Raw genomic sequence first — 26,148 nt, forward strand, 5'->3', positions numbered from 1 at the left:
AAGGAGGTACATTATGAAATCTGTTAAGAGTTTAATTAGCTCTGTAGTTTTAGATGATTCAAATTCTTGTTATAAGGAGTGTTCTATATATGAAATTTTCTTTTAAGTTTAGTTTTATATTTTTCAGGCAATCCATAATGTAAGTAAAGGAACAATAGTGATAAAGGAATCAATATTATGGATACAATTATAGACCAATATAATTCTACAAATTCCTTTGTATATAGTGAAATGAAAGCTTCTATTCCTATACAGTAAAAAGCTATAGCTAAAAGTATATAAGAAACGATATTAAGTCCTTTTTTCCTAGTTTTCTTAAAAAGATAAGCATTTATAATTGTAGCTACTGTGCACATAAAAACACAAGGAAGTCCAATTGATATAAACCATTCTAGTTTTCCATCTAAAATATCTAAAAAATACAATAAGATAATCGTATTAATACTTATTCCAATTAATGAAACTCTAAATTTAGGTATAAAGCCAAATAAAAAGAATAAATAAATCCAACTTGCAATTATACTGATAGTACTATACTTTGACCATGTTAATCTACCTAAAGTTGAAATATTTTGAAATATCATAACTCCAAGAAGAGATAATAATATTACAGAAATTATTATAAATACCTTTCTTTTTCGTTTTTTCACTTTTCTAGGATAAGTGTTTTGTGGAGTAGGAAATCTGTCAGTATCTTTTTTTTCCTCTTCTTCTATTTCTGGAATAGAAAAATCACATAAAGGACATTTTCTTATGTTATAATCCACCTCTACACCACATTTTGAGCAATAAGGCATACATTTTCACTCCTTAATTCGTTTCGATTTTAACTGGTATATTCATTTTTCTTATTTTTCTAAAAAAAATCTTTTCCACATCTTTACTGTTTGTTAGCTTTCCAAAAGTTATATAGAGATTATCCTTATAGCTAATAACTCCTACTTTTATTATATTTCCTTGGCTTGGAGGAGGATAAAATTCAAATCTTTCAATATAATTCTCTATTTCTTTTGGCATAGTTACTTTTCCCATATTTGATAGACCACTTGTATAACGACTTTCAGCTATAATATTGTAAGCTATAGGCATAATTAAATCTTTTAATGGTAATGGAAATAACCTAAGTATAATAGACATTTCACTTTTTACATTCATTGTTATTTGCTGACTTATATATCTTTTGTCAATTTCTACCTGCATCAAATGATGAACATACTTTATAATCTCTTCAAAACTATAAACTCCAAGTCTAGGATCTATTTGAGGAGTTACACTAATAAAAAAATTACGCATTGTTTTAGATGGATACATACTTCTTAAATTTACAGGAACATTAAGTATTATTGGTTTTATTAATTTATTTCTTTTTTTAGGAGGTAACGAATATATAACTTCTAAAATTGATTGAATATAAATAGCTAAAAGAAATTCTGTTAATGTAACGTTGAATTCTTTAGCTTTTGATAATATATCTTTAACAGTTATTATTCCAGTTACAATGTGATATATACCTTTAGATTCTAAAGGAAACGGAAAGTGAAATGCTCTATTTCTTTTACGTGGTTTTGGAATTTTTTTATTATAATATTTTTTAAAAGCGTCTTCATATTCTTCATCATCTGGTATTTGATTATATTTTAAAATCCCTTCACATTCTTTAGTCTCGATTCCTTTTAATCTAAAATATTCTACTATTAGTGATTTCAAGAAAATTAATGCACCCGTCCCATCTGTTACAGCGTGTGAAAACTCTACTGATATTTTTTTATTATAATATAAAACCCTAAAAGGAAATTTACCTTTCTTTTTTACTTCCATGCTCATACATGGGTAAAATGTTTCTTTTTCAACTTGAGGTACTCTATCTGTTTTCACAAAGTAATACCAAAAAAAACCTGATTTAAGGTTTACCTGAAAATAAGGAAATCTTGGCATTAAATTATCAAGAGCTTTCTGTAACATTTTAGGATTAACTATTTCTGTTAATGTTGCAGAAAACCTAAATAAAGTACTTACTCTTGAAGACATTATAGAAGGATACATTTTACCAGCATTATCAAGACGAAACCAATTATTTTTTTTATATGACATTATTTCTATCCTCCAAGGTTGTTGTAAATTAAATATTTAGTAATAGAATATATTTATTATTTTAATATATAAATATTATATACATAGTTTTAAACTAATAAAATAACTATATTTAAAATCTTTATTTAAACAACTCAATTTTAAATAGTTGATTAATATAAAAATAAAAGTGGTGTATCATTTTATTTGAAAGATATAGCTTAAAATTTTAAAATTAAATAATTAAAAAAAGAGATTTAATCAATCTCTATTTTTAAAGAGAAAAGGAGCTACCTTTTCAAATGATTTTTTTAATCATTTTAAGACAGCTCCTTTATATTCTCCACTAATATTATTTTTTATCTAGATATGAAACTGCATTTAATGCTGCTACTTGACCTTCACCTGCAGCTTTTATATACTGATATGGTTTCCCTACACAATCTCCAGCTGCAAAACATCCATTTATATTAGTTTTCATGTTTCTATCAACTTTTATATGTCCATCTTCAACTTCAAGTCCTGGAACTAAATATTTAGGTGATATACTATTTTTTATAAAGAATATTCCATCAACATCTAAATCAGTATTTCTTAAAACCAATTTATTTGCCTTAGTATCTCCTTGTACCTCTATTGGTATATCCTTTATAATTTCTATATTCTCATCTACATCATACTCATTTTTATACATAGGTATATAATAAACCTTGGATGCTATTTCCATTAAAAAGTTAGCTTCTTCTTCAGCTTCACTATTATATCCTACTATAGCAACTTTTTTTCCTTTATATAAAGAAGCATCGCAAGTAGCGCAATATCCTACGCCTTTACCTACAAATTCTTCCTCGCCCTTTATAGGTTTTGTGTACTCTACTCCTGTAGCTAATATAACAGTACTTGCTTCATACATTTTTTCATTTACCATTATAGAAAAATAATCTCCCATGGCATAGACATTATTTACTCTTTCTTCATTAATCTCTATACCCATTTTATCTATATGAGATTTGAACATATTTTTTAAATTTTCACCATTTATATCATAAAATCCTAAATAATTATTAATCTTTGGTGCTTTTACTACTTTCTCACTTAAATTTGAATTACCAAATACTATTATATTTTTATTTCTTATTTTAGCATTTATTGCAGCTGATAATCCACCTGGACCACTTCCTATTATAGCTACATCATATCTCATTAATTACCACCTTCTTATAAATGAGCTTCTATTTGAGATTTTATCATTTCCTTAGGTCTAAATCCCATCATTACATCTACTGCTTTTCCATCTTTAAATATTATCATAGTAGGAACACTAGTTATTTGAAATCTTTCAGCTAAATTTATATTTTTGTCTATATCTACTTTCATAAATTTAACTTTATCACCCATTTCTTCACTTAAATTTTCAAATACTGGAGCTAACATTTTACAAGGTCCACACCACTCTGCAAAAAAGTCAACTACAGCTACTCCTTTATTATTTTCCACTTCTGTTTTAAAATCACTAGTTGTTATAACTTTTACCATATCAATTCCTCCTAATCTAATTTAATTATTACTATTATACCTATAATATACTCTTTTATTAACAATATGTCAATATCGTAATATATAGATATTTAAATATCTATATATTTTTCAAATCTATTACACACTAAATACTTTTCTATATTTTAAATTTACTAATACTTTCCTTTAAATCATCTGATACCACCTCTTGATTACTTGCTACTTCTCGTATTGAGTTTAAAGCATCTGTAAAATTTGCAGATACTTTTTCAGAATTTTCTACTATATATTCTGAATCCTTTGACACATATTTGATAGCAGAATCAATACCATTAATATTATTCATTATATTTGATGCACCTTTATAAAATTCATCAGTCTGGCTTTTCATAACGTTTGCATCCCTCAAATATTCTTCCCCAATTTTAACAAATTTTTCATAATCACCTACTATTTTTGTATCTATAAAGTCAAGAATTTCTTTTAAATTTTCAGTTAGTTCCATAAAAGCAGTCTTAACTTCTTCAGTCACCTTTATTATATCCGCTCCTGCGTTAGTTGACTCTTCCGCAAGTTTTCTTATTTCATCTGCTACTACTGCAAAACCTTTTCCTTTTTCTCCTGCCCTTGCTGCTTCTATTGCCGCATTAAGAGCTAATAGATTTGTTTGCTCAGATATTAATTGTATAGAATCCGACATCACTTTTATTTGCTCAACAATCTCACCTTTTTTAATTGCTTGTTCCATACTTTTTTGCCTATTAACATATATATTATAGGTCTCAATTCTAGTCTTTTGTGCATTTTCCTTCATGCGATTAGCTCTATCAAGTATCTTATAAGTTTCTTTTTTTGTACTTATTGCACTTTCTCTAAGGTGCTCTGACTCAGTCAAAGCAATCTCAACAGAGCTAGATATCTCCTCAATTTCTGCATTTATTTCCTGCATACCTGCTGATATTTCTTTTACTGACTCATTTACTATTTCAGATTTCTTATCAATATCAATATATATATCCAATAGTCTTCTTATTGATTCACTAACATTCTTACTATTATCCTTTATATCTAATACTAATTTTTTGAAGTTCTTTTTCATTCCTTCAAAAGCTCTCCCTAAGTCTCCAACTTCATCTCTTCTTATTATTTTTTTCCCATCATTGTTTCTTGTAAAATCTCCATTTGCTATGTATTTTAAGCTTTCATCCATTCTAATAATATCTTTTGTTATTATATTTTCAATAATCACTGAAATGACCACCCCCTAAAATTACTAATATTGGAATTATTTTACTCATAATAGCAAATATAACACTACTTACTTTCCTATTAATTATTAAATCTTCAAAGGCTGTTGAAACAATTACCTAACCATTATCTTCAATTGTCTGAATAGCAGCTATTTTAAATGTACCTGTTTTAGGTGAAATATATTTTATTATTCCTTCTTTTTTCTCAAATATATCTCTAAATACTTTGCTTTCCTCTATCATATTTTTCCCTTCAAATGCTGGATGTACTATCAATTTACCTGTATTATCAAAAATATACAAAAATCCTTTTCCGGCTATTTTATACTTTAAATTTTCAGGATACTCCTTTTCATCTCTATAAATTGATTTCCTTATTATCTTCTGTATTTCTTCATCTTGATATTTTCTTTCTCTTAGTTCTTTTATTATTCCTTTTGTCATAGTAACTTGATCATAAAGCCTTTCTTCTACTAACTCTGACATATTACTTTTCAAACTAATATGTAGACTATACCCTAATATTATCACTGTTACTGTAAATAATAACATTATAATACATGGAACTCTAACTCTTAATGATTTCAAACTTCCCTGTTGCCAAAACCTTATAAAACTCTATAATTTTGTTTAATTCCCTATTCATAGTGTCCCATTTTGCCTAAGCTACTTTGGTTTAATATAACACTCCGAAGGCGTAAATTCGGATACAACGAATCCTACATATGCAAATTACAACTACTTGTATTCACTAACATTTGCTTGGTTTAGGTAATATAGAGTTTATCAAGAATTCTGCAACAGTTCACCCCCCTCCATTCATTATATCTTGTGTGTTTATTTTTTATCAAAATTACTTTACCACTTATTATGATAATTTTCAATTATAATTCTAGAATTTCTAAAATTATAATCTATATTTTATAAATATCAAATAATAAACCCTAAATAAAATCATTCTTACTTCATTATATTAATATTATATAACCTCTCTGCAATCATTTAGTTATCATTTTTTAACAACGAAAGCCGCCATTACTGGCGACTATCTTTTTTAGGTATAATATTATTTTTTTGTAATTTAATTTATAATTTGGTATGCAAAATAAGTATAAAATACATTCTTTTAGTGCTTTTTCTTCATCAGCTAGCCTGCAAAATAAAATTTACCCTTCAAACTTTATATTTGCTATATATTCCCTCTACTAAAATAATTGCCGAATTAAGATTTAAACTAATGTATTTTTGAGGATCAGCTGTTACTATTTCTTTATCTACAATTACTTGCTCAATAATATCATTGTACATACCAGTTAGTCTAATTACTTTTGCAAAAGAAGATATTAAAACTTCTAAATCACTTTTATCCATTCTTTGCATATCTATTCCGTATAAGAAATCATTGATCATAAAGAAAAGATCATTTAGGTCTTCTTTATATTTTTTAACTGTAACTGCATCAAACTTATTTTCTAACATACTTCTCCTCCCCTATATACTTTTTTATAAATATATGTATTCACATAACTTATAGAACTATAACTTATCTATGTATATAAAAAAAATGGGTTGATGAATTTAAATCAGTTAAGTCAGCAGCTGCTGCTATGTCTTTTATATTTTGTAATGCTGATAAAGGGACTATTTTAGATATTGTTGAAAATAGAAAATTACATTTTCTTGAAAAATATTTCTTAAGATACTAAAAAAAAGCTCGTTATTCTGTTAAAAGAATTGTTATGGATATGTATTCACCATATATGACACTTGTTAAAAAGCTATTTCCAAAAGCTAAAATTGTAATAGATAGATTCCATATAATTCAGCTTTTTCATAGAGCTTTTAATAAAACTCGTATAAAACTTATGAACTCTGATGATAAGAATTATTATAAATATAAAAAATATTGGAAATTGCTCTTGAAAGATGCCTCTAAAGTAGATTATGTTAAAATGAGTTTTCATCGTAGTTTTAAGAAGAATATGCGAGAAATAGATATTATTAATTACTTACTAGACCAAAATTCTGAACTAAAAGCTTCATACAACCTTTATCAAAGTATTTTACATGCTGTTAAAACAAAAAATTATCAGTTACTTGAGAGCATTCTTAACAATAATCATTCAGATATATCTAATTACATGAAAACATCTATTAAATCTATTAAAAAGTATAAAGACTATATAAAAAATACATTTAAATGCGATTATACAAATGGATTAATCGAAGGAATTAATAATAAAATTAAGGTAATAAAAAGGATTTCATTTGGCTACAAAAGCTTTTTTCATTTCAAGAATAGAATACTTATAAGTCAAGATTTACTAAAGTTAAAAGCCGTCTAAAACCTATTCGGTTTTAAACGGCCAACAATTAACTTTGTGATTCTCTTTACCAACACTATTTGACAAAGAGCCTTTATTAAATAAATCTAGTCTTATATAAATAAAAATCATCACTTTTCTTGATTAAAAATTTGAAGTTTACACAAATTTATTTATAGACTCTCTTCTACATTTTTCAATCACTATTTTCCTCCTTAATAATTTATTTTTATATTTATTTATAGAATTTTAAATTGAAAATTATATTACTTTGCACATATTAATATCTCACTAAATCTCTTTCATTTATGTTTAATAAAATGGATTTGTTTTTTTATATTCTAATTTTAAAGCTCCTAGAATGATCGATCCTCTAGGAGCTTGTTTTTATGTAATAATTATTTAAAAACATACTTTTACATTTATCTTTATACTTAAAATACATATAATTTAAATAAACCAAAATTATAATTTATTACTTTTTCTCAAAATTATTAACCTTCGTAATTCCTTTTAACTCCCAAGTATTAGTTTTACTATTTAAACTGTATTCTATATATACATCTCCTAAAATTGTTTCGCTAGAACCTTTTAATTCTAAATGAGTTAACAATACAATAGTATTGCCATAATAAAAAGGTGTTTTTTTATTAATTTGTATATTTTGTATTTCACCTTCTTCAATTATCCAATAATTTCCCCAAAAACCACCTTGATACATGAATTTGTTTCCTACAACATCTTTTTTTATAGTATCAATATCATTGGTCATATCTTTCAACAACGTAAAACTAAAAGGCTTAGGTGTATCTATTTTTTCCAACTTCCAGCCATGGCTTTCATCATACTTAAAAGCAAGATTAATAATTCCTTTAACTCTTATATTTTCTTTTTCTAATTCTATTTCAGCCTTCACATTATCAGTGTATCCATTCAAATCAGTATTTTGCTCTATTATATTAATTTTCTTAATTTCTTTTTCATTATCAATATCCCAATAATAATCCCAAGAATCTCCATATTCTATATTTTGTATATAATTCGGTATAGATTTATATACAAGCATATTCTTTATAGTGTTGTTCCCAACACCTGATAGAAGTTTCTTCTCTGCCTTTGTCATCTTGATACTATCTATGTTCCATTTATTTTCATAGACATTAAAACTACATTTTAAATTTATATCTGCATTTAATTCCTCTGTATCATTTTTAGAAATTAATTCAATACTAATATCATCTTTCATTTCTTCTTTATTAGTTTTTCTATCCTTTATAATTAGTTTCTTAATTTCATCTTCCTTTTTAATACCCCAAGTTATATATCTATCTGCATTATTATATTCAAGATAAGAACCTTCAAGTAATTTTTTTATATCTTTTTCTTGAAGCAATTTTTCGAGTTTTAATTTGATAAGATTATCATCTACACTTTGGATATTCTGTATTTTCCATCCTTGTTCCGGTATATATTTATAACTAATTCTTATCTTATCTTTAATATTAATAAATTCTTTATTTAATACTATATCTCCTAAAATTATATAACTTCTTTCTTGTTTGTTTACTTCCTTTTCAGTTATATTAAAAGTTTGAATTTCTTTAATAGAACTAATTTTATATTCGCCATATTTATTATAATAAGACTTCCCAACCATATCTTGTTTTGTTTCTTGTACACTAGGAATAGATGTTTTACACCCTACAAGTATAAAAGCTACCATTGCTAATAAAAATGATACAATGATATTCTTTTTTCTTATCATATTTTCCACCTACTTAATTAAATTTTTAAAAATATAAATTCTCCCATTTTTTTTATAAACTTTTTAAAATGTTCTTTTACATCTTTTGATACTACATTTAATAGTTTGTCAGGCTTGCATATACCAAAAGATACTGATAAAAAAGAAATTACAGAAAATGCAATTAGACCATAACTTTTTTCTCCATACCATGTATTATTAGCAATATTAATATTGTTCATAGTTCCTATTAACATAGATAAACAACCCACTATTTTCATTACTAGCGCTAATTGTTCATTTGAATCAACATTAGGATTTTCATGGATTTTATAACTTAGAGTTGCCCATAATATTAAAAATACAATCGGAAATCCAAAACTTATAAAGCCACTTACTAACCCTAAAAGTCCCAACATAACAATATAAATATATAAAGCAGCATAATCAATTTCTTTGACTTTCTTTGCTATCCACCAAATTCCTGTACCTATTCCCATAAAAGTCTGTCCTAATCTAGTCAAAAACTCTACTAAATTCCCTGTTCCAAAAGATGATGAAAGACCTGTAGCTAAATTAAAAGCATTAAAAAACATGTCAAATACAGAAAAGAAAAATGGTGTACCTAACCATATTAACCAACCAAATATAAAAGTAATTACAGCTAAAATAACAGGTATAGTTACAAGCATATAATATAAACCGTTTACTAAAAAATGTACAATCACAATAGATACTACTATTATTCCTGACTTTGCAAGCATACTATCAAAACTGAATCCTTGGCTAACAAAAACAGGTATCATAAAAAGAAATACTAATACATACAGCACCCCTAATATAGCTGAACCACTTTGAAGTTTTGCCAACCAACTTCCCAAAGCCAATGATTTTTTTGCTTGACCTTGATTTTCTTCTGAAAATATTTCACTCATATGATAATTCCTCCTTTTTTATATTATAAATATTAGTTCAAAACAAAATAAGATTTACTCTTAAAAATATAATCACTTTGTCAAGGTAATATTTTCTTTTTTTACATAATACAAATATATTTTACATTATTTTAAATAGAAATTCTATATGTAGAACCTATTTATTGTATACAAAAGAAATATCAATAGATAATATATTTAATTTTGAAAATCCTAATAAAATAAATAGGAATAGTGTGCATTGTGTTTGCACTCTATTCCCTTATGCTGTAGCTGTTGCCATGGCCTTTTTATTAAAACAAATAAAAATTTACACTTTAATTTATTTTCACAATTTATACATATACTACATTTTATTCTATATTATTCCAGAAATTTTTTAGATAAACTTACTAAAAATGCTGATGAAAGAAATATTCCTATTAATCCTTCAAAACCGGCAATAAGTTTAATTATATATTGAGGTGATATATCTCCATATCCTATAGTTGTAAAAGTTATAATTGAAAAATACAAAATATTACCGAGTTTACACCATGTATTTTTTTCTAGAAACTTACTAAATAATAAATTCAATTGATTTTTTTCATAATAGTCATATAGTAATGAAAAAGTATTTTTACTTGCAATAGCACTTTCATTATATTCTAAATGATTTGGAAATAAACAATATATAAAAAAAGAACAAAGAATTACTAAACCTATACTTATAAGGTTTCTTTTCCAACTAGTAAAATACTTTGTTGTTTTTTCAATAATACAACTCATAATTAGATCAACTTGTTTGAAAAACTTTTCTTTAGAAAAAGACATATTTTTTACTAATTCTCTTTTTTCTAATCTCTCATATTTTTTATATAAATAATAAGTACATAAATACGGTTCTAATTTTCCATTTTCCTTATATATTTGACTTGCATAAAATAAAGTCCATTTATTAGCTTTATTTAATGAATCAATATTATTTTTTAAATATGATTCATATATGTTTATATCTTTATCTAATATAAAAACCTTAAACTTATCTTTTTCTAACATTTCATAATCTAAATAACATTTTCCATGAAAATTTGTTCTATAAAATATAATTTTACCTTTTACTTTTTCCTCATAATCAAGCTTTAAATCAACCCATTCATAAAAATTTGAGTTTGAAAAATTTAGTATTGAGTTATCATTTAATTTGATATCCTTAAAACGTGAAAAACTTTTAATCGTAGCTTCTGTAAAATTACATAAGCTATTAAGAGTAATATTTATAAAATTTAATTCTTTTTGAAAAGTAGCCTTATAAAAATCAAGTTCTTTTTGAAATAAAGAATCTATTATTTCAAACTTTTTCTCATAAATAGTATTTTTAAAAGACATCTTAATTTCAAAAATACATTCTTTAAATGTAACATCATCTTTAAATTTAGAATCATCAAAATTTATATAATTTTCTAATTTACAATCTTTTTTAAGACAAAAATCACATTCTTTAAAAGCAATACCATATTCAAATTCACATTTTCTAAATACCAATGTATCTTTAAATATACAATTTTTAAAATATAACTCAGTTTTAAAAGTCAGATTATAAAAACTTATGTCATTAAATATACAATTTCTAAATCCTACATAATACTCATTCTCAAAAATATCTACATAAATACTTTTTTTTAAAATGAAATCTTCAAGAAATATTAAGTTACAAATTTTCAAGTGAGAAGTTATAAACGCATTTGATTCATCTATTATATAATCAGATGTTATTATAGCTCCAATATTTTTATTGCACGTTTTATTTGTACCACCATACTTTTGTAAAAATTCATTAACTTCTTCTTTATTTCTCAAGATATAATATTTAAATTTAATATTTTCATCTTCTTTATTAGATTCTATATAAATAAAATCTTCATTCAATAACTCTTTAGAATTTATTAAATTTTTGTCTATATCACTGTATTTATATATGTGTTTTTCTTTAGCTAAATACATAGTTTGCCTCCTAATACTTGTAAAACATATATGTATATGATATATGAAAAAAAACATTTTCAAAAGTACTTTTTTGGAAATTCATAGCACTATGTAAAAATTTCTAACTTCATTTGCCATGGCAATAAAATAAAAACCTCAAATATATTCTTCATAAATAAAATCACTATCTCAATCTGGCTAATATTAGGCATTTCCTAGCCTTTGGCTACTCACCCTAAAATTAGCCTAGTCTTTGATTTATGAAAATATACTGCTATATGCCATGGCTAGTCTTAAGCATCTCCTAACCTTTTGGTTACTCAGCTTAACACTAGCCAGTATCGTCATTATATAAAATTTTCATTGTACAAATATTAAGTAACATTATAAATATAGCTAACGCATCTATTGGTCTGTTGCCGCAATCCAACATTTATTTTATTCATTATATAAAGTTTTCTGAATATCCCTCGCCTAATAGTGTCATCTGCCTTCGCTCCGATTATTCAAACAAATTTTTTTCTTTAGGGACAAATAGTAGGGTCAAAAATTTCTTTACATAATCTCCACTACATCAGATAAAATCAGCAAATACAAGGGTTATTCATAAAGTGTAGCCTTTTTTGGCTGCTATTTTTAGTTTATTAATATATGTCCAGTTGGATTTTGTTTTTATCTGAACCTATTTTTAGAAAGAAGAATATATATGAAAGCATAGTTAAAGCCTAGAGTTTTTTCTCTAGGCCTTATATATTTAAAGTACTTTTTGACTAGCATTTTTTATATTTGGATTTTTAGTATTTTTATATAAGTATTCTATATACTTTTTATCTTCTATAATTTCTTTAAAGCTTTTTCCTTTGTATTTTCCGAATGGAATAATTATATCAGGTACTGTCTCTATTATCTCTTTGTTCCTTTCTATATTTTCTTTTTCTATAATTTCAATTATCTTTATAAAGTCTTTTATGAAGTATTACTTCATCCATTGATTCTCTTTCACCATATTCTGGTGTAAGTTATTTACCATGGAAAAAATTATATCCAAGATCATCTTTTAAGTAAGTTGTTATACTTTCTATTACGTTTTGTTCTAATCATATCATGACATCTCCCCCTGTTTTTTTATATTTAGCCCTTTATTATTTATCTTATTTATTTTAAATCCCCTTATTAATATTTCTTCCTTATTATTTTAAAGTTCTATATTACTTATTTTATTCCTGTGATAAATATATAAAATATTAATACCTATTCTAAAAAATACTTTAATATAAGTTTTATGTTTTTAAATATTTAGTTATAAATCTCTTACAACATCTTCATCAAGAATTTCTTTTCTATTTTTCCAATCAGGCATAAGAACGCTTATGAAGTTATAAAATTTGCTGTTGTGGTTTCTATGTAAAAAATGAATTAATTCATGAAGAATTACATATTCAATACAATATTTTGGTGCTTTTATAAGTTCAAAGTTAAGAAGAATAATATTTTTATCTTCTACACAAGAACCCCATCTTGCCTTCATTGTTCTAATCATTATTTCAGGCTTTTTAACATTATATTTTTCTATGATAGGATAAACTTTATTCAGACATTCATTAAAAACTAAGTTTGCTTTTTTTCTTAACCATTTATCAAATAGTTGTTCTTTTCTTTTTTCATTTGATTTATCCTTTACATAAATGTATATATATCCTCTAAAATATTTTACATATTCTTCATTAGATTCAACTATTTTAAGCCTATATTGTTTTCCAAGATACTTAATTGATTCTCCACTTACAAATTCTATTTTTCTTCTTCTTTCTGGTTGAACATCTTTAAAATAATCAACATTTTTTAGTACCCATGGCGCTTTTTCTTTTACGAAGTTTAAAATAAAATCAATAGGTACTTTTTCATTAGCAGATATCATTATAGTCATATCTGGTTTTATATTTAAATTTATATTTTTAACTTTTTTTCTATGAAGTTCAAATTCTATAACCTTTTCATTATAGGTTATTGAGTATTTTTCCATATATCAATTACCACCTTAATATCTTCTAAGGGCTATGGTTTTAACATTCTCTATAATTTTATCTATATCTTCAAAATCAATTTCAATGTCCTTTTCCTTAGAGTAGTCATATAAAAAATCGTCTATTTCTTGTGCTATACGGTTGTGAACCTGTGTATTGTCATGCCAATCTACCTTACTATATTCATTTATTATTTTGTCAACTTCATTAGCTATATATCCTATCTCTTCATCTGTCAAAATTAAACTATCATTCTCAGGAGACATATATGTAGCTTCTTCATCTTGTACAACAAAACCTGTGCTTTCACATAGTATTTCCTTAATTACACCGTAGAATGCTTGAGCATGAGGATTGTTTTTTATATTTTTAGGATAATTTTCTTTAGATGGTCCATTTCTAAAGTCATTCATTATATCATTCATTCTTTGTAGATATTCAGCTTCAGAAATCCTCTTATCTTTATACTCTTGTAGAGTTTCTTCTATCCTTTGTGAAAACTTTTTATAATACGCAGGGTTTTCATCCCATTTAGCATTAATTCTTTTTGAAATTCTAGTTCTTATTGCATCTGCTTGTGCTCTTTTAGTATTAAGTCTTGCAAGTTCTTCTTCAAATCCTTTTTCGTCTAATATATCAACTGGATTAGTTATACGAATTACCTCTTCAGCAGATATATAATTATCCATTAGCTTTTGCATCTTTGCTTCATATTCTTTATAATCAATTGTATCTGAATATCTAAGCTTTATACTTTTTCTAAGCTCTTGATAGAATTTTAAATCTTTCTTATATTTATTAAGTTCATCTTGACTTAATGCATTATAAACTTGTTCTGACTCAAGAGCAATACCTAAATTTTTACTAAAATTACTAAGTAGACTATAAAATTCTTCTCTTAGTTCTTCATTAGCTAAAAATACTTCATATTCTTCTACATCATCTTTATTTTTTATTTTAGCAAACATGTTTACAAGTTCTGTATGATAATGTCTTAAAGTACCAATAATACTAATTACATCTCTAAGTGCTCCTTTTAAATCTTTTGGATCAAAGTTTTCAAGTCCAGCTCCTGAATACATATCCATGGCTTTATCCAATTTATCTAAAAGTCCACGATAATCTATTATAAAGCCATAATCCTTACCTTCATACAATCTATTAACACGAGCTATTGCTTGAAGTAATGTATGTTCTTTCATAGGCTTATCTACATATAAAACAGTAGCTCTAGGAGCATCAAAGCCAGTTAAAAGTTTGTCTACTACAATAAGAAAATCTAATTCATCTCCATTTATAAACTCATCCTTTATAGAATCTTCATAACTCTCTTCATTACCATATTTCTTCATCATTTTATCCCAAAACTGTTTAACTTTATCCTTTGACTTTTGATCAACAGCTTCATAACCTTCTCTTTGGTCTGGTGGAGATATTACAACTGCACAATTTAAGTCTCCTAAATCTTCAAATGCTTCAAAATATCTAATAGCTTCAGTTTTACTATTAGTTGCAAGCATTGCTTTAAATTGTGAGCCTTGTGTTTTATAATTTCTCATAAAATGCTCATTAATATCAAAGGCTATCATACTTATCCTTTGATCTGATGAAGCTATTTTTTCAAATTTACTCCATTTTTTCATTACTTCATCTTTTTGCTTATCATTTAGATTTCTTGTTATCATTTCAAGACGATTATCTATAGCTTTTCTATTTACAGTTTGTTCAACCATTTTTCCTTCATACAAAAGTGGAAGAATTGCTTTATCTTTAACACCATCTGCAATAGTGTATTTATGAATTAGTTTTCCAAATTTAATCATTGTATTTTTTTCATTTTTCATAAGTGGAGTTCCAGTAAAACCTAAATAACATGCATTAGGAAATACTTTTTTCATCTTTATATGAAGCTCTCCATATTGAGTTCTATGGCTTTCATCTACAAGAACAAAAATATCTCTTGATTTAACAGGATCTTGATTATTAGCAGCTTTATCAAATTTATGAACTAAAGTAGTTATAATATCTGCACTATTACTATCAATAAGCTCTATTAAATGTTTTCCAGATGTTGCTCTATTTGCGCAAAGTCTTGTATGGTTAAACGTTTTGTGTATTTGCTTGTCTAGCTCTACTCTGTCTGTAACAACTATTACCTTTGGATGACATTCTTTAAGCTGTGACAAAATATATTTTGCAAGCATTACCATTGTTAGAGACTTTCCTGATCCTTGTGTATGCCATATTACTCCTGATTGTCTATTTCCATTTTTATCATTTTCTTCAATAGTTTTGATAATTTCTTTTATTGCAAAGTACTGCTGATACCTTGTAACTTTCTTTACATCTTTATCATATATTACGAAAAATTTTGTAAGTTCTAAAAGTCTTTCTGGATGAAATAAAGATACAATATTTTTGTCTTGGATTGTTGGTATTCTATCATTTACTATTTTTTCAATTTTTTCATTTAGCCAACCTTCATTTTCTTCTTTCCAAACACTCCAAAATTTCTTAGGTGTAGCACATGTTGCGTATTTTGTTTCATTTTTATTTGTAGACATTACTATTTGAATAAATTTAAAAAGCTGAGGTATATAGTCTTTTCCCTGATTTCTAATCATTTGACTAATACCTTGCTCCATTGATATAGATGCTTTTTTACATTCAATTACTGCAAAAGGTATACCATTTACAAACAGTACTATATCTGGTCTTGCAGATGATTGTCCGTCTTCTTTTTCAACTGAAAATTCTTCTACAACATGAAATACATTGTTATATGGTTCTTCCCAATCTATATACCTAATATTAAATGATTGTTTTTTTCCATCTGGAAGATCTTCTTGATAACTTTTCCCAAGCATTAAAGTTTCATATATTTTTTCATTAGTTTTAACTAATCCATCTGTTAATGGTTCATCTATATCTAGTATTGCTTGATTTATATTTTTTTGACTAAATTTATATATATTTTTTTTGTATTCATATGAGTTAAGCTCATTAAGTTTTTCTTTTAATATATCTTTTAAAATTACGTTATATAAATTTCCTCTAAGCTTTTCAGCTTTTTCACTTTCTATATATTTATATCCAAGCCCCTTTAATAGTTGAATTGCTGGTATTTGTGATATATTTCTTTCATCATAATCTCTCGCCCTTGGCATTGTATCTCCCCCTAAACCTTTACTCTTACTTTTCCTGTTAAAAGTAACTGCATAAGTCCTTTTTTCTGCTCTTTAAGTGCTTCAAGTTCTTTTTCTAGAAGTTTTATTTCTTTTGACATTGCATCTAAGAAATTAGATATACTTTCCTGCTCTAAAAGTCCAGGTATTCTAGTATTGAGTCTTAATAGAGGTTTAATGTTTATATATATCTGTGTTCCACCCTGTGATATTGAAAATATTTTCCGATGGAATTCATCACTATTAATTAGATAGTACAAATATTTACTTAATACAAGCTCATTATTAACTACTAACCTTGCAGTTCTCTGATTAAATATATATTTGTTATCTTCATCAATTAGTAATACTCTTCCAATAATTCGTCCTTCCTTTGTTTTATCATTCAAAACCATTGCTAAATCATTTTTATTTAAGACATATTTTTTTGTTTCCTCATTTAATTCCACTAGAATACCTTTGTCTATATATGTTCCATCTACAGAATAGTTGCCTATTGAAATTACTTTAAGCCCAGTTTCTTGATTAAAATATTTTTCTAAGGATTTGCTATTATAACACTCTACAATATCTCCTAATTCAACTTTCTTCCATTCTCCATCAAATCCAGGAAGCCTTACTTTTCCAGTTAATAAATTTTGCATAAGTCCTTTTTTCTGCTGTTTTTTCTGTTCAAGTAGTTTTTCTTTAAGAGCCATGGCATTATCCCAAGTTGAAAGTATTTTACCTATCGCTTTACGCTCATATTGTTTAGTTGAATAAGGAATTTTTAAATTTTGTACATCTTTATTATTTATTGCAGGATAGTTTGATCCAACCAATAAACTATTAATCTGTTTTTCAATTTCATAACTAAATAAATTTTGATAAATTAAATCTATGTCATTTATATTTTTACTTGATATAACAGCAAAACCAGTTGAACAAATGCAATCAGAAGTTTCAAAACTAGCTTTAGCAAAACCTTTAAGGTAAGGTCTTACTGTACTCATTAAAATATCATTTGTATTAAAAATTCTTCTTGCTCTAGAAGGCAAAGAATTGAAAGAAATTTTTTCATTAGGATGTTTAATATTTCCATTATCAACACAAGATAAGTCATAATAATAAAACATACAATTTTTATCAACTGAATTATCTAAAGATTTACTGTTAATATTTGATATATCTTTCAGTTTCTTAACTTCCCAATCTACAGGTATAATACCAACCTTAGTTTTCTTATATCCCTCTGGAATTTCTCCTCTATTTATCATATCTATTCTTTCTTTTATCTCCTGCTTCAATTTCCTCACCTACTTTCCACTTGTAAGCTTCTTTTTATTTCCTATAAGCTTTAATTTTTTCTTTTCTTCTCTTTCAATTTGCTTTATACTTTTTTGGGGAGTTGGTAAATCTTCTGGCATAGTACCACCTAATTCTTTTATAGTTTGCCTTACTTTTGCTCCAACTTCAAAGTGTGCATTATTTGCATTATCTTTTCCTTTAATATTTTCACGTCTTAGTTTTTCTTCTGTTTGTGTTGCTCTAAACAGATTAGCTGCAAGTTCTGTACTTCCCATATGATCAAGTATTTGTTGACTTTTCTTTAAGCCTTTTTTTATATGAATATCTTTAGCAGTTAATCCTCCATAAAGTCCCATATAGCCATGATTTTGAAAAATTGCATATTCTATATTAGTTTTAACACCTGCATTATGAGCTGCTTCTACTAATTTTTTATTATGTTCTTTTAATTCATTTCTAATGGCAAGTCTTTTTCTATCTTCATCCATTAACTCAAATTCATTTTGTAGTTCTTGTTTTCTTGTTTGAACTGCAAAATAAGTTTGTCCCAGTGCTACAACTTCTTTTCTTGGATCTGCATTTTGTACTATAAGATAACAAGCATATCTCGATAGCATTATATCGTCTATTTCTCTTTGAGCACCCGAACCTAACTTAACCATTTTTCCCACGTGGGAAAAATGGTCTAAAATATCATAATTGCTATTTTTACAAGCAATTTTTGCTTTTTCAATAACATTTAAGAATTTATCCCATCGCTTATATTCTAAAATTTGCTGCAAATCTCTTGCATACCAAAATTCTTGATCGTATTCATTTATATTTTTTATATTTTCAAAAACACTTTCATTGTATTTTTCAATCTCTCCCATATTAAAGCCCTCCTTTATAATCCAAGTTCTTCAATGTATTTTGCCATTTGCTTTTCTACTTCTTTAAGCTCAGCTTTAATATTTGCTATATTTTCTTTAACTGCATCCATATCAACAGGTTCTTCTTCTTCAAAAGTATCTACATATCTTGGAATATTTAAGTTATAGTCATTTTCTTTTATTTCATCTATTGTTGCTACATAAGAGTATTTATCTATACTTTCATATTTTTCATAAGTATCAACTATTTTTTGAATGTCTTCTTCTCTTAATACATTTTGATTTTTACCTTTTTCATAATTTCCTTCCCCTGATGCATCTATGAAAAGAACTTCTTTTTTAGTTCTGTTCTTTTTAAACACTAATACACAAGCAGGTATTCCAGTTCCAAAGAATAAGTTTTCTGGAAGTCCTATAACTGCATCTAAAAGATTCAGTTCTATAATTTGTTTTCTTATTTTTCCTTCTGAAGCTCCTCTAAATAAAACTCCATGAGGTAGAACTACTCCCATTCTTCCATTTTCAGCAAGTGAATAAAGCATATGTTGAACGAAAGCATAATCTCCTTTTGAACTAGGAGGAACTCCCCATTCAAATCTTCTATATGGATCAAGTGATGCTTCCATTTTAAACTTTTTATCAGTATTAGTTTCACCAGCAAAGCCCATAGCCCATTTGTCTAAACTAAATGGAGGATTTGAAACTATAACTTGAAACTTCATAAGCTTATCATCTTCAAGATGAAGTGGATTTGATAATGTATCTCCCCAAGCTATACGAGCATCATCTATTCCATGAAGGAACATATTCATTTTACAAAGTGAATGTGTTTGTCCATTTCTTTCTTGTCCATATATTTGTGCTTTTTTATTTGGAACTTTATTAAATGCTTTTATAAGAAGTGATCCTGAACCACATGTTGGATCATATATTCTGTCATTTTCCTCAGGTTTTACAAGTCTTGCAAGTAATTCAGATACCATAGATGGTGTAAAGAATTCTCCACCTTTTTTCCCTGCATCAGATGCAAATTTTGCTATCATATATTCATATGCATCTCCTATTACATCATTTCCTGATAATCTTGAAGGTCTAAGATTTAATTTATTAAAGTCTTCTAATAAATGTTTTAATATTGCATTTCTTTCTTTAGGTTTTCCTAAAACAATTTCACTGTTAAAATCTATATTTCTAAATACGCCTCTTAATTTTCCTTTGTTTTCTTCTTCTATATGTTCTAGTGCTTTATTTATAATGTCTCCTATTTCTGAATCATTTCTTTTGTCATATAAATATTCAAAAGTAGATTTTTCATCAAGAACGAATCTTTCTCTTGCCATGGCTCTTTTTATTCTTTCTTCATTTCCATCATATCTTTTTGCATATTCTTCATAGTGTTCCTTATATGTATCACTTAGATATTTAATAAATAGCATTACAAGAATATAGTCTTTATATATTGATGAGTCTATTTTACCTCTGAATGTATCACAGGCCTGCCATAATATATTATTTATTTCTTCTTGATTTATTTTTTGAGTCATTTATAATGCCTCCTTTTAATTTATTATACTGTTTATAATTGATTTATTTAAAGTTTCTTTTTCTTCAATTAAATTTTTGAGCAATTTCTTCTCTCTTATATGAAGCTTATTTATTTCAACCATTCTTGTCTGTATATCTTTTGAAAATTCTTTAACTATAAAGCTTTTTAAAAAATTTGTACTAATAGTAGATATAGCTGATCCAACAGCAAACTTATTTATATGTCTTTTACCATAGTCTGAATTTAGATATAAAGCTAAAAACTCTGGAAGTATATCTTTATTATTTTTTAATCTTATAACACTAAAAAGAGATGGTATTACAACTCCTTCTAAATTTTCTTCTATATAAACTGCTGTATACGGACTACTTAGTCTTATTATTACATCTCCTTTTTTAGTTAAATACAAAGGCGATAGTAATTCACTACTTTCAAATTCTTCAAGTTCATTTATGTTTATTTCTCCATGTTCTTCAAAACTTTTAAGAGTAAGTATTTTATATATTTTTTCTGGAGAAGATTTAGCTTTTTTGCGAGATAAAACAAGTCCTGTTCTAATTTCAGCTATATTTTCAAGTTTCATTAAATCACCTCCTACAATTTCCATTTTGTTATTTTTATGGTATAACAAAATAAAGTTTATTGTCAATAATATTTTTTGTTATAATTTAAAAATAACCCAGAAAATTTTCTCTAGGTTATCCAACAATATAAAGATACATATCTAAACTAGTATCTACTGCTTTTTCTATAATTTTAATAAAGTCAGTATAATCATTATCTACACTTGCTTTTTCTAATGCATTCATGTACTCATCTCTATCTTCCATTTTAATTACACAAATAGGATACCCACTTCTCATTAATATTAAATTAGTAAGAAGTCTTATTACCATCTATAAAAGAATGTATATAAGTAAATTTATGATGAAATATTGCTGCAAGTTCTACTGAATGAAGCTTTGTCTTGTTTTCATTGTACGTATCTGCTCCAAAAACTTAATCCCAAATCCCAGGAATGAAGCTTTGTCTTGTTTTCATTGTACCAACAAATCAATTCTCTCATTTGATCTTCTACTAAAAAATGCTGCGGTAGTCTATGTTTACTACCACTTATTAACACATTTACATTTCTATATATTCCTGCATTTTCATTGTTTATACTTTTTAAAATAATATAATGAATATTTTTAATAACTGTTTCACTAATATCTATATCTTTTCTTACTATATCTTCTATATAATCTATTGCTTCTTTAGGAGCTTTAAAAATGGCTGTATATCCTTATCAACTTATAAAACAAAATCCTATGCAATATGTTTCTATGCCAAAATATAATACTAGAAAAACAGATAAAGAAGATTTAAAAGTTATATCTATAGATGATTTTAATAAAATAATAGATAGATTTCCTTTTATAAAGTAGTTTTTATATACCTTTGCAAATATCTTTTAATACCAGGAATGAGAGCTTCAAAAGTATATGGTCTTACTTGGGGTTGTATAGATTTTGAAGAAGGAAAAACATTAATTGATATTCTTAAAAAACATAAAAAATACCAATTAGAAAATAAACTTAAATATGGTGAATACTACAGTAATAATTTATACAAATTTGAAGAAGCTAATAAACAATATAATAATGCTAATTTAGTTTGTACTAAAGAAAATGGAGAATTAGTATCTACTGACAGCTTAAAATATTTAAGTAGAGTTGTAAATTATGAGCTTGGTATTAATTTTAATTTTCACTCTTTAAGACATACTCATGCTACTATTACTATTCTTTTAGAATCTGGAGCAAATATACAAGACATTCAAAAAAGATTAGGTCACAGTAAATTAGCAACAACTATGGACACTTATTCACATGTAACAGATAAAATGAATCAATATAGTGTAAATAGATTTGAGCAAGCATTAAATTCCAAAATAAAATAATTTGCCACCGAACAAAATTCGACGGTGGCAAATGGGTGGCAAATAGCTATTTTTATAATATTGAATTAGCTGAAATCCAGTTATTTTCTAACTATGCGACAAACCGTTTCCACATGTGTTTTGATAGAGTAATGATAGTATTTCGCAGAAATAATAGGTTTACCCCCTTTTATCCCCCCTCTTTTTTTTACGTAAAAAACACCTCATATGTTTCCATATGAAGTGTATGATCTAGATGTCTAGTGCCATCCATATTATAAGAATTTGTGAAGCCTAATCCTCTTATATTTTATTTTCTTTGTAAAAATATGACATTTCCCTCATTATCATAAAAGGTAAATTCGGACAAATCTATATCTTCAGTATTGTATGATATATAAAAAGCTTTTTCATTATCTTTTAAATTTATATCTTTTAACGGAGTCATTTTGGGTAACTCATAAACTTGCATCGTTAATGTGTTTAATTTTAAAGCTTCTTGAGCCATTAAAATCCCTTCTTCTTCTGATCTAGCACAACTTATACATTCAGGTATATCTGGAAATGATATAGATATTCCATAAGCTTCTTCTTTTTTATCATACTCATTGTAATCAAAAATAGCATAATATCCTATTTTCATAAAATTTCCTCCGTCATAAATGGTATTATATCAAAATTTCTCAAATATTCTACATATTGATTAATAATTGAACATATGTAAATTTCGTTACCCATTTTTATCCCCCTGACACTAAAATAGAGTAGCAACTTAGCTACTCTACATACTCTTTTAACTCCCCATTTATACGGTTGGGGTTTTACCGATTCTTTCGTTTCTAATATTATTATACACATTAAGTGCAATATTAACAACAACTTTTTATAGATTTTTATATTATCCCTAAGAATCAACTAGTTCATCTGGCACTGCACTAAAATATTCAATACAAATCCACAAAACTCCTTCTTTTTTACCAATTTGTACATTCCGCATGAATGTAAAATCCCTATAAATAAAAACTTCCTCAGTCTTAATCTGAAGGAGCATCTTATACACTATTAAATTCATTCAATAACCTTTAAAAGCCTTAATTTCAACCTATTTCTTCTCTATCAACACTACCGTTTCAACATGCATTGTATGGGCAAACATATCAACTGGTTGAATTTCTTCACATTTATATCCTCTTTCATCTAAATACGCTAAATCTCTAGCAAGAGTAGATGGATTACAAGATACATAAACAACTCTTTCTGGCTTCATATTTACAATAGTCTCAAGTACCTTTTCGTCACACCCTTTACGAGGTGGATCAACTACAACTACATTAGCTCTTTTCCTTTCTTTATATAAATCAGGAACTACTTCTTCTGCTTTTCCTACATAAAATTCTGTATTATCTAAATTATTCATTTTAGCATTTACTTTAGCATCTTTTATTGCATCCTCTACTATTTCAATACCATATACTTTTTTAGCTTTCTTAGCTAAAAACAGTGATATAGTTCCTATCCCACAATATATATCAAATACAGTTTCATTTCCTGTTAGATTTGCATACTCTAAAGCTTTATTATATAAAACTTCTGTTTGAATAGGGTTTACTTGAAAAAAAGAAAGTGGCGATATATTAAACTTAAGATCATCTATATAATCTTGTATAATCCCATATCCATATAAAATCTTATTCTCTCTTCCAAGTATAGCATTCCCTTTTCTAGTATTTATATTTAAAACTAATGTCTTGAATCCAGGTATATTCTCTTTTAATTCATTTATTAATTCATCAGTATGTGGTATATCTTGTCCATTAGCTACAAGAACTACCATTACCTCTTTAGTCTTAAATCCTACTTTAGTAACTAAATGTCTTAGTAATCCTTCATGTTTTTTTTCATCATATATGCTTATTCTGAATTTATTTATATACTCTTTTATTATCTTAACTATTTTATCATTTACATCATGTTGTATAATACATTTATCAGTAGGTATTATTTCATGACTCTTTTTCTTATAAAATCCAAGTACAGCTTCATTATTATTTTTTCCTATTGGAAATTGTGCTTTATTTCTATACCTAAAAGGTTCATTCATACCTATAGTATCATGTATTTTTACATTTTCTATTTTACCTATTCTTTTTATAGTTTCTTTAACTAAATTCGTTTTAATTTCTAGCTGCTTTTTATAATCAAGATGCATTACTTGACATCCACCACAATCTATTAAATCATCTGAACATTTCCTATTTACTCTAAAAGGAGATTTCTCTATTATTTTTACTATTTCACCTTCTGCATAGTTCTTTTTTGATTTTATTATTCTAACTTTTATTTTATCTTGTATAAGTCCACCTTCAACAAATACAGTGAATCCTTCGTATTTTCCTATCCCAACTCCCCCATGGCCAATATCTACTATATCAACTATATACTTTTTTCCTTTTTCTAACATAAATTCTCTCCTTATATTAAATTTCATCTATTAATATTACCAAAAAACAAAACGCATATAAAGTATTAAATTAAAAAAGTCTTCATTCTAAAGATTTTAAATGTAGACTTTTTTGAAATTTCATGACGCCAACGAGTCCTAACGGACTCCGTTGCTTAAAATTCATAACGGAATTTATATTTATCCACAATTTAAATAGGAATATAATTTCCTATTCGTTATAAAAAAGCCTTCATTTAGAAGACTTTTTAATAACAAGTTTTTATTAACTTTAAAAGTAATATAATTGCTTTTATACAAATAAATCTTTACTTTTATATCCTCTATAACCTTGTACTAGTGCAAGTGTTAAAAGTATAAGTGCAAGAATTGGAGGTATAGTAACTAATGCTTTAGCTACTGAAATTGACCTTCCTGTATCCTGTATAACTTTAGAAATTGCTATTTGATAATTAGAAAATGCATAAATGCCGTATCTTATCCATATAAAAGAAGTCATAAGTGCAACTGGAACTACCGAAAGACTCATATAAAGTCCATTTATAGATCTATTTTTAACACCTTTTATTCCTAAAAATATAGGAATAAAAAATACAGCTGGAAGTATAAATCCAAAATACTGAGGTGATAAAGCTAAAAATAATATAGTAGTAAAAATAAAGCTTCTATAATACTTATTTACATAATTTGAACTTCCTTCAAAATCTCCCTTTGCAGCTTTTAAATATCTAATATATACTTCTATTTTATGAGTGTTTTCTTTTGAATTTCTATCTTCTTTGAGTTCTTTTATAAGATTTTTACCTTTATTACAAAGAGAATCATAAATATTACTTAAATCTGTAGGAACATCTAATTTCTCATATTGATTTGAAATACTAGATATTTGATTTAAATATTTTTCTCTTTTAGATTTATTAATATTTTTTAAACTTTTAACTAAATCAGATAATTGCTTTAATGTATTTATTAAAGTTAAAGCCTTCATCGAACCACCTCCAATAATTCATCAAAAAATTCAGAAAATACCTTCGATTTATTTTACC

23 protein-coding genes and 2 pseudogenes are annotated in these 26,148 nt (G+C 26.2%); 3 read left to right on the forward strand and 22 right to left on the reverse strand.

Translation table 11 applies throughout. The annotated features are described in order from the left end of the window. Nucleotides 1–83: 83 nt before the first annotated feature. From BUA77_RS00655 to BUA77_RS00685, 7 genes are all read right to left on the reverse strand, one after another. Nucleotides 84–797 carry a DUF6320 domain-containing protein gene (locus BUA77_RS00655; RefSeq protein WP_072886484.1) on the reverse strand — a complete coding sequence of 238 codons (714 nt, stop codon included), beginning with the start codon at nucleotides 795–797 and terminating at the stop codon, nucleotides 84–86. 13 nt (nucleotides 798–810) lie between these two features. After that, nucleotides 811–2,091: a hypothetical protein gene (locus BUA77_RS00660; protein ID WP_072886485.1), complete on the reverse strand. Its 1,281-nt coding sequence runs from the start codon at nucleotides 2,089–2,091 to the stop codon at nucleotides 811–813. Between the two features lie 331 nt (nucleotides 2,092–2,422). Beyond that, on the reverse strand, nucleotides 2,423–3,274 hold the full coding sequence (locus tag BUA77_RS00665; protein ID WP_072886486.1) for an NAD(P)/FAD-dependent oxidoreductase: 852 nt from the start codon (nucleotides 3,272–3,274) through the stop codon (nucleotides 2,423–2,425). A 14-nt stretch (nucleotides 3,275–3,288) separates the two neighbouring features. Further along, nucleotides 3,289–3,606, reverse strand: coding sequence for a thioredoxin (trxA, locus tag BUA77_RS00670; protein WP_072886487.1), 318 nt, complete (start codon nucleotides 3,604–3,606; stop codon nucleotides 3,289–3,291). A 139-nt stretch (nucleotides 3,607–3,745) separates the two neighbouring features. Further along, nucleotides 3,746–4,837, reverse strand: a complete 1,092-nt coding sequence (locus BUA77_RS00675; protein ID WP_072886488.1) for a methyl-accepting chemotaxis protein — start codon at nucleotides 4,835–4,837, stop codon at nucleotides 3,746–3,748. A gap of 118 nt (nucleotides 4,838–4,955) precedes the next feature. After that, a complete protein-coding gene (locus BUA77_RS00680) occupies nucleotides 4,956–5,426 on the reverse strand; it encodes a Cache 3/Cache 2 fusion domain-containing protein (protein WP_072886489.1) in 471 nt (156 codons plus the stop codon). A 585-nt stretch (nucleotides 5,427–6,011) separates the two neighbouring features. Then, nucleotides 6,012–6,317, reverse strand: a complete 306-nt coding sequence (locus BUA77_RS00685) for a glycosyl transferase (protein ID WP_242939059.1) — start codon at nucleotides 6,315–6,317, stop codon at nucleotides 6,012–6,014. A gap of 242 nt (nucleotides 6,318–6,559) precedes the next feature. On the opposite strand from BUA77_RS00685, the pseudogene BUA77_RS00690 reads away from it, so the two are divergent. Next, nucleotides 6,560–7,183, forward strand: a pseudogene (locus tag BUA77_RS00690) (transposase); the annotation flags it as partial. Nucleotides 7,184–7,637: 454 nt separating this feature from the next. Here the strand turns inward: BUA77_RS00690 and BUA77_RS00695 are convergent. The 12 genes and pseudogenes from BUA77_RS00695 to BUA77_RS14780 all read right to left on the reverse strand — a co-directional run. Further along, a complete protein-coding gene (locus tag BUA77_RS00695; protein WP_072886491.1) occupies nucleotides 7,638–8,927 on the reverse strand; it encodes a hypothetical protein in 1,290 nt (429 codons plus the stop codon). Nucleotides 8,928–8,944: 17 nt separating this feature from the next. Further along, on the reverse strand, nucleotides 8,945–9,841 hold the full coding sequence (locus tag BUA77_RS00700; RefSeq protein WP_072886492.1) for a hypothetical protein: 897 nt from the start codon (nucleotides 9,839–9,841) through the stop codon (nucleotides 8,945–8,947). Between the two features lie 363 nt (nucleotides 9,842–10,204). Next, nucleotides 10,205–11,824, reverse strand: coding sequence for a potassium channel family protein (locus BUA77_RS00705; protein WP_072886493.1), 1,620 nt, complete (start codon nucleotides 11,822–11,824; stop codon nucleotides 10,205–10,207). 736 nt (nucleotides 11,825–12,560) lie between these two features. Further along, nucleotides 12,561–12,776, reverse strand: coding sequence for an exodeoxyribonuclease X C-terminal domain-containing protein (locus BUA77_RS14775; protein ID WP_408645623.1), 216 nt, complete (start codon nucleotides 12,774–12,776; stop codon nucleotides 12,561–12,563). Nucleotides 12,777–13,106: 330 nt separating this feature from the next. Then, nucleotides 13,107–13,829, reverse strand: coding sequence for a M48 family metallopeptidase (locus BUA77_RS00710; protein WP_072886494.1), 723 nt, complete (start codon nucleotides 13,827–13,829; stop codon nucleotides 13,107–13,109). A gap of 15 nt (nucleotides 13,830–13,844) precedes the next feature. Next, entirely contained in the window at nucleotides 13,845–16,997 is a 3,153-nt protein-coding gene (locus BUA77_RS00715; protein WP_072886495.1) for a type I restriction endonuclease subunit R, read from the reverse strand. A gap of 11 nt (nucleotides 16,998–17,008) precedes the next feature. After that, nucleotides 17,009–18,310, reverse strand: a complete 1,302-nt coding sequence (locus tag BUA77_RS00720; RefSeq protein WP_072886496.1) for a restriction endonuclease subunit S — start codon at nucleotides 18,308–18,310, stop codon at nucleotides 17,009–17,011. Further along, a complete protein-coding gene (gene dinD / locus BUA77_RS00725) occupies nucleotides 18,311–19,174 on the reverse strand; it encodes a DNA damage-inducible protein D (RefSeq protein ID WP_072886497.1) in 864 nt (287 codons plus the stop codon). It lies immediately after the preceding gene. Between the two features lie 14 nt (nucleotides 19,175–19,188). Next, the gene (locus BUA77_RS00730) at nucleotides 19,189–20,718 is read right to left on the reverse strand and encodes a type I restriction-modification system subunit M (RefSeq protein ID WP_072886498.1); all 1,530 of its coding nucleotides are present in this window, start codon (nucleotides 20,716–20,718) and stop codon (nucleotides 19,189–19,191) included. 15 nt (nucleotides 20,719–20,733) lie between these two features. Next, nucleotides 20,734–21,303 carry a restriction endonuclease subunit S gene (locus tag BUA77_RS00735; protein ID WP_072886499.1) on the reverse strand — a complete coding sequence of 190 codons (570 nt, stop codon included), beginning with the start codon at nucleotides 21,301–21,303 and terminating at the stop codon, nucleotides 20,734–20,736. Between the two features lie 115 nt (nucleotides 21,304–21,418). Beyond that, complete coding sequence (locus BUA77_RS14630; RefSeq protein WP_330389936.1) at nucleotides 21,419–21,550, reverse strand: hypothetical protein; 132 nt, start codon at nucleotides 21,548–21,550, stop codon at nucleotides 21,419–21,421. A 43-nt stretch (nucleotides 21,551–21,593) separates the two neighbouring features. Further along, a pseudogene (locus BUA77_RS14780) lies at nucleotides 21,594–21,686 on the reverse strand (Fic family protein); the annotation flags it as partial. Nucleotides 21,687–21,991: 305 nt separating this feature from the next. Here BUA77_RS14780 and BUA77_RS13645 point away from each other — a divergent pair. Beyond that, complete coding sequence (locus BUA77_RS13645; RefSeq protein WP_159428926.1) at nucleotides 21,992–22,147, forward strand: hypothetical protein; 156 nt, start codon at nucleotides 21,992–21,994, stop codon at nucleotides 22,145–22,147. Between the two features lie 29 nt (nucleotides 22,148–22,176). Then, entirely contained in the window at nucleotides 22,177–22,662 is a 486-nt protein-coding gene (locus BUA77_RS00750; RefSeq protein WP_330389942.1) for a tyrosine-type recombinase/integrase, read from the forward strand. A gap of 289 nt (nucleotides 22,663–22,951) precedes the next feature. Here BUA77_RS00750 and BUA77_RS00755 read toward each other — a convergent pair whose 3' ends face one another. The 3 genes from BUA77_RS00755 to BUA77_RS00765 form a co-directional block, all read right to left on the reverse strand. Continuing rightward, complete coding sequence (locus tag BUA77_RS00755) at nucleotides 22,952–23,284, reverse strand: type II toxin-antitoxin system HicB family antitoxin (RefSeq protein WP_072886500.1); 333 nt, start codon at nucleotides 23,282–23,284, stop codon at nucleotides 22,952–22,954. 459 nt (nucleotides 23,285–23,743) lie between these two features. Then, nucleotides 23,744–25,102 carry a 23S rRNA (uracil(1939)-C(5))-methyltransferase RlmD gene (gene rlmD / locus BUA77_RS00760; protein ID WP_072886501.1) on the reverse strand — a complete coding sequence of 453 codons (1,359 nt, stop codon included), beginning with the start codon at nucleotides 25,100–25,102 and terminating at the stop codon, nucleotides 23,744–23,746. 292 nt (nucleotides 25,103–25,394) lie between these two features. After that, nucleotides 25,395–26,090 carry a hypothetical protein gene (locus BUA77_RS00765; RefSeq protein WP_072886502.1) on the reverse strand — a complete coding sequence of 232 codons (696 nt, stop codon included), beginning with the start codon at nucleotides 26,088–26,090 and terminating at the stop codon, nucleotides 25,395–25,397. Nucleotides 26,091–26,148: the final 58 nt, after the last annotated feature.

Source organism: Tepidibacter formicigenes DSM 15518, assembly GCF_900142235.1.
Classification (GTDB): Bacteria; Bacillota; Clostridia; order Peptostreptococcales; family Peptostreptococcaceae; genus Tepidibacter; species Tepidibacter formicigenes.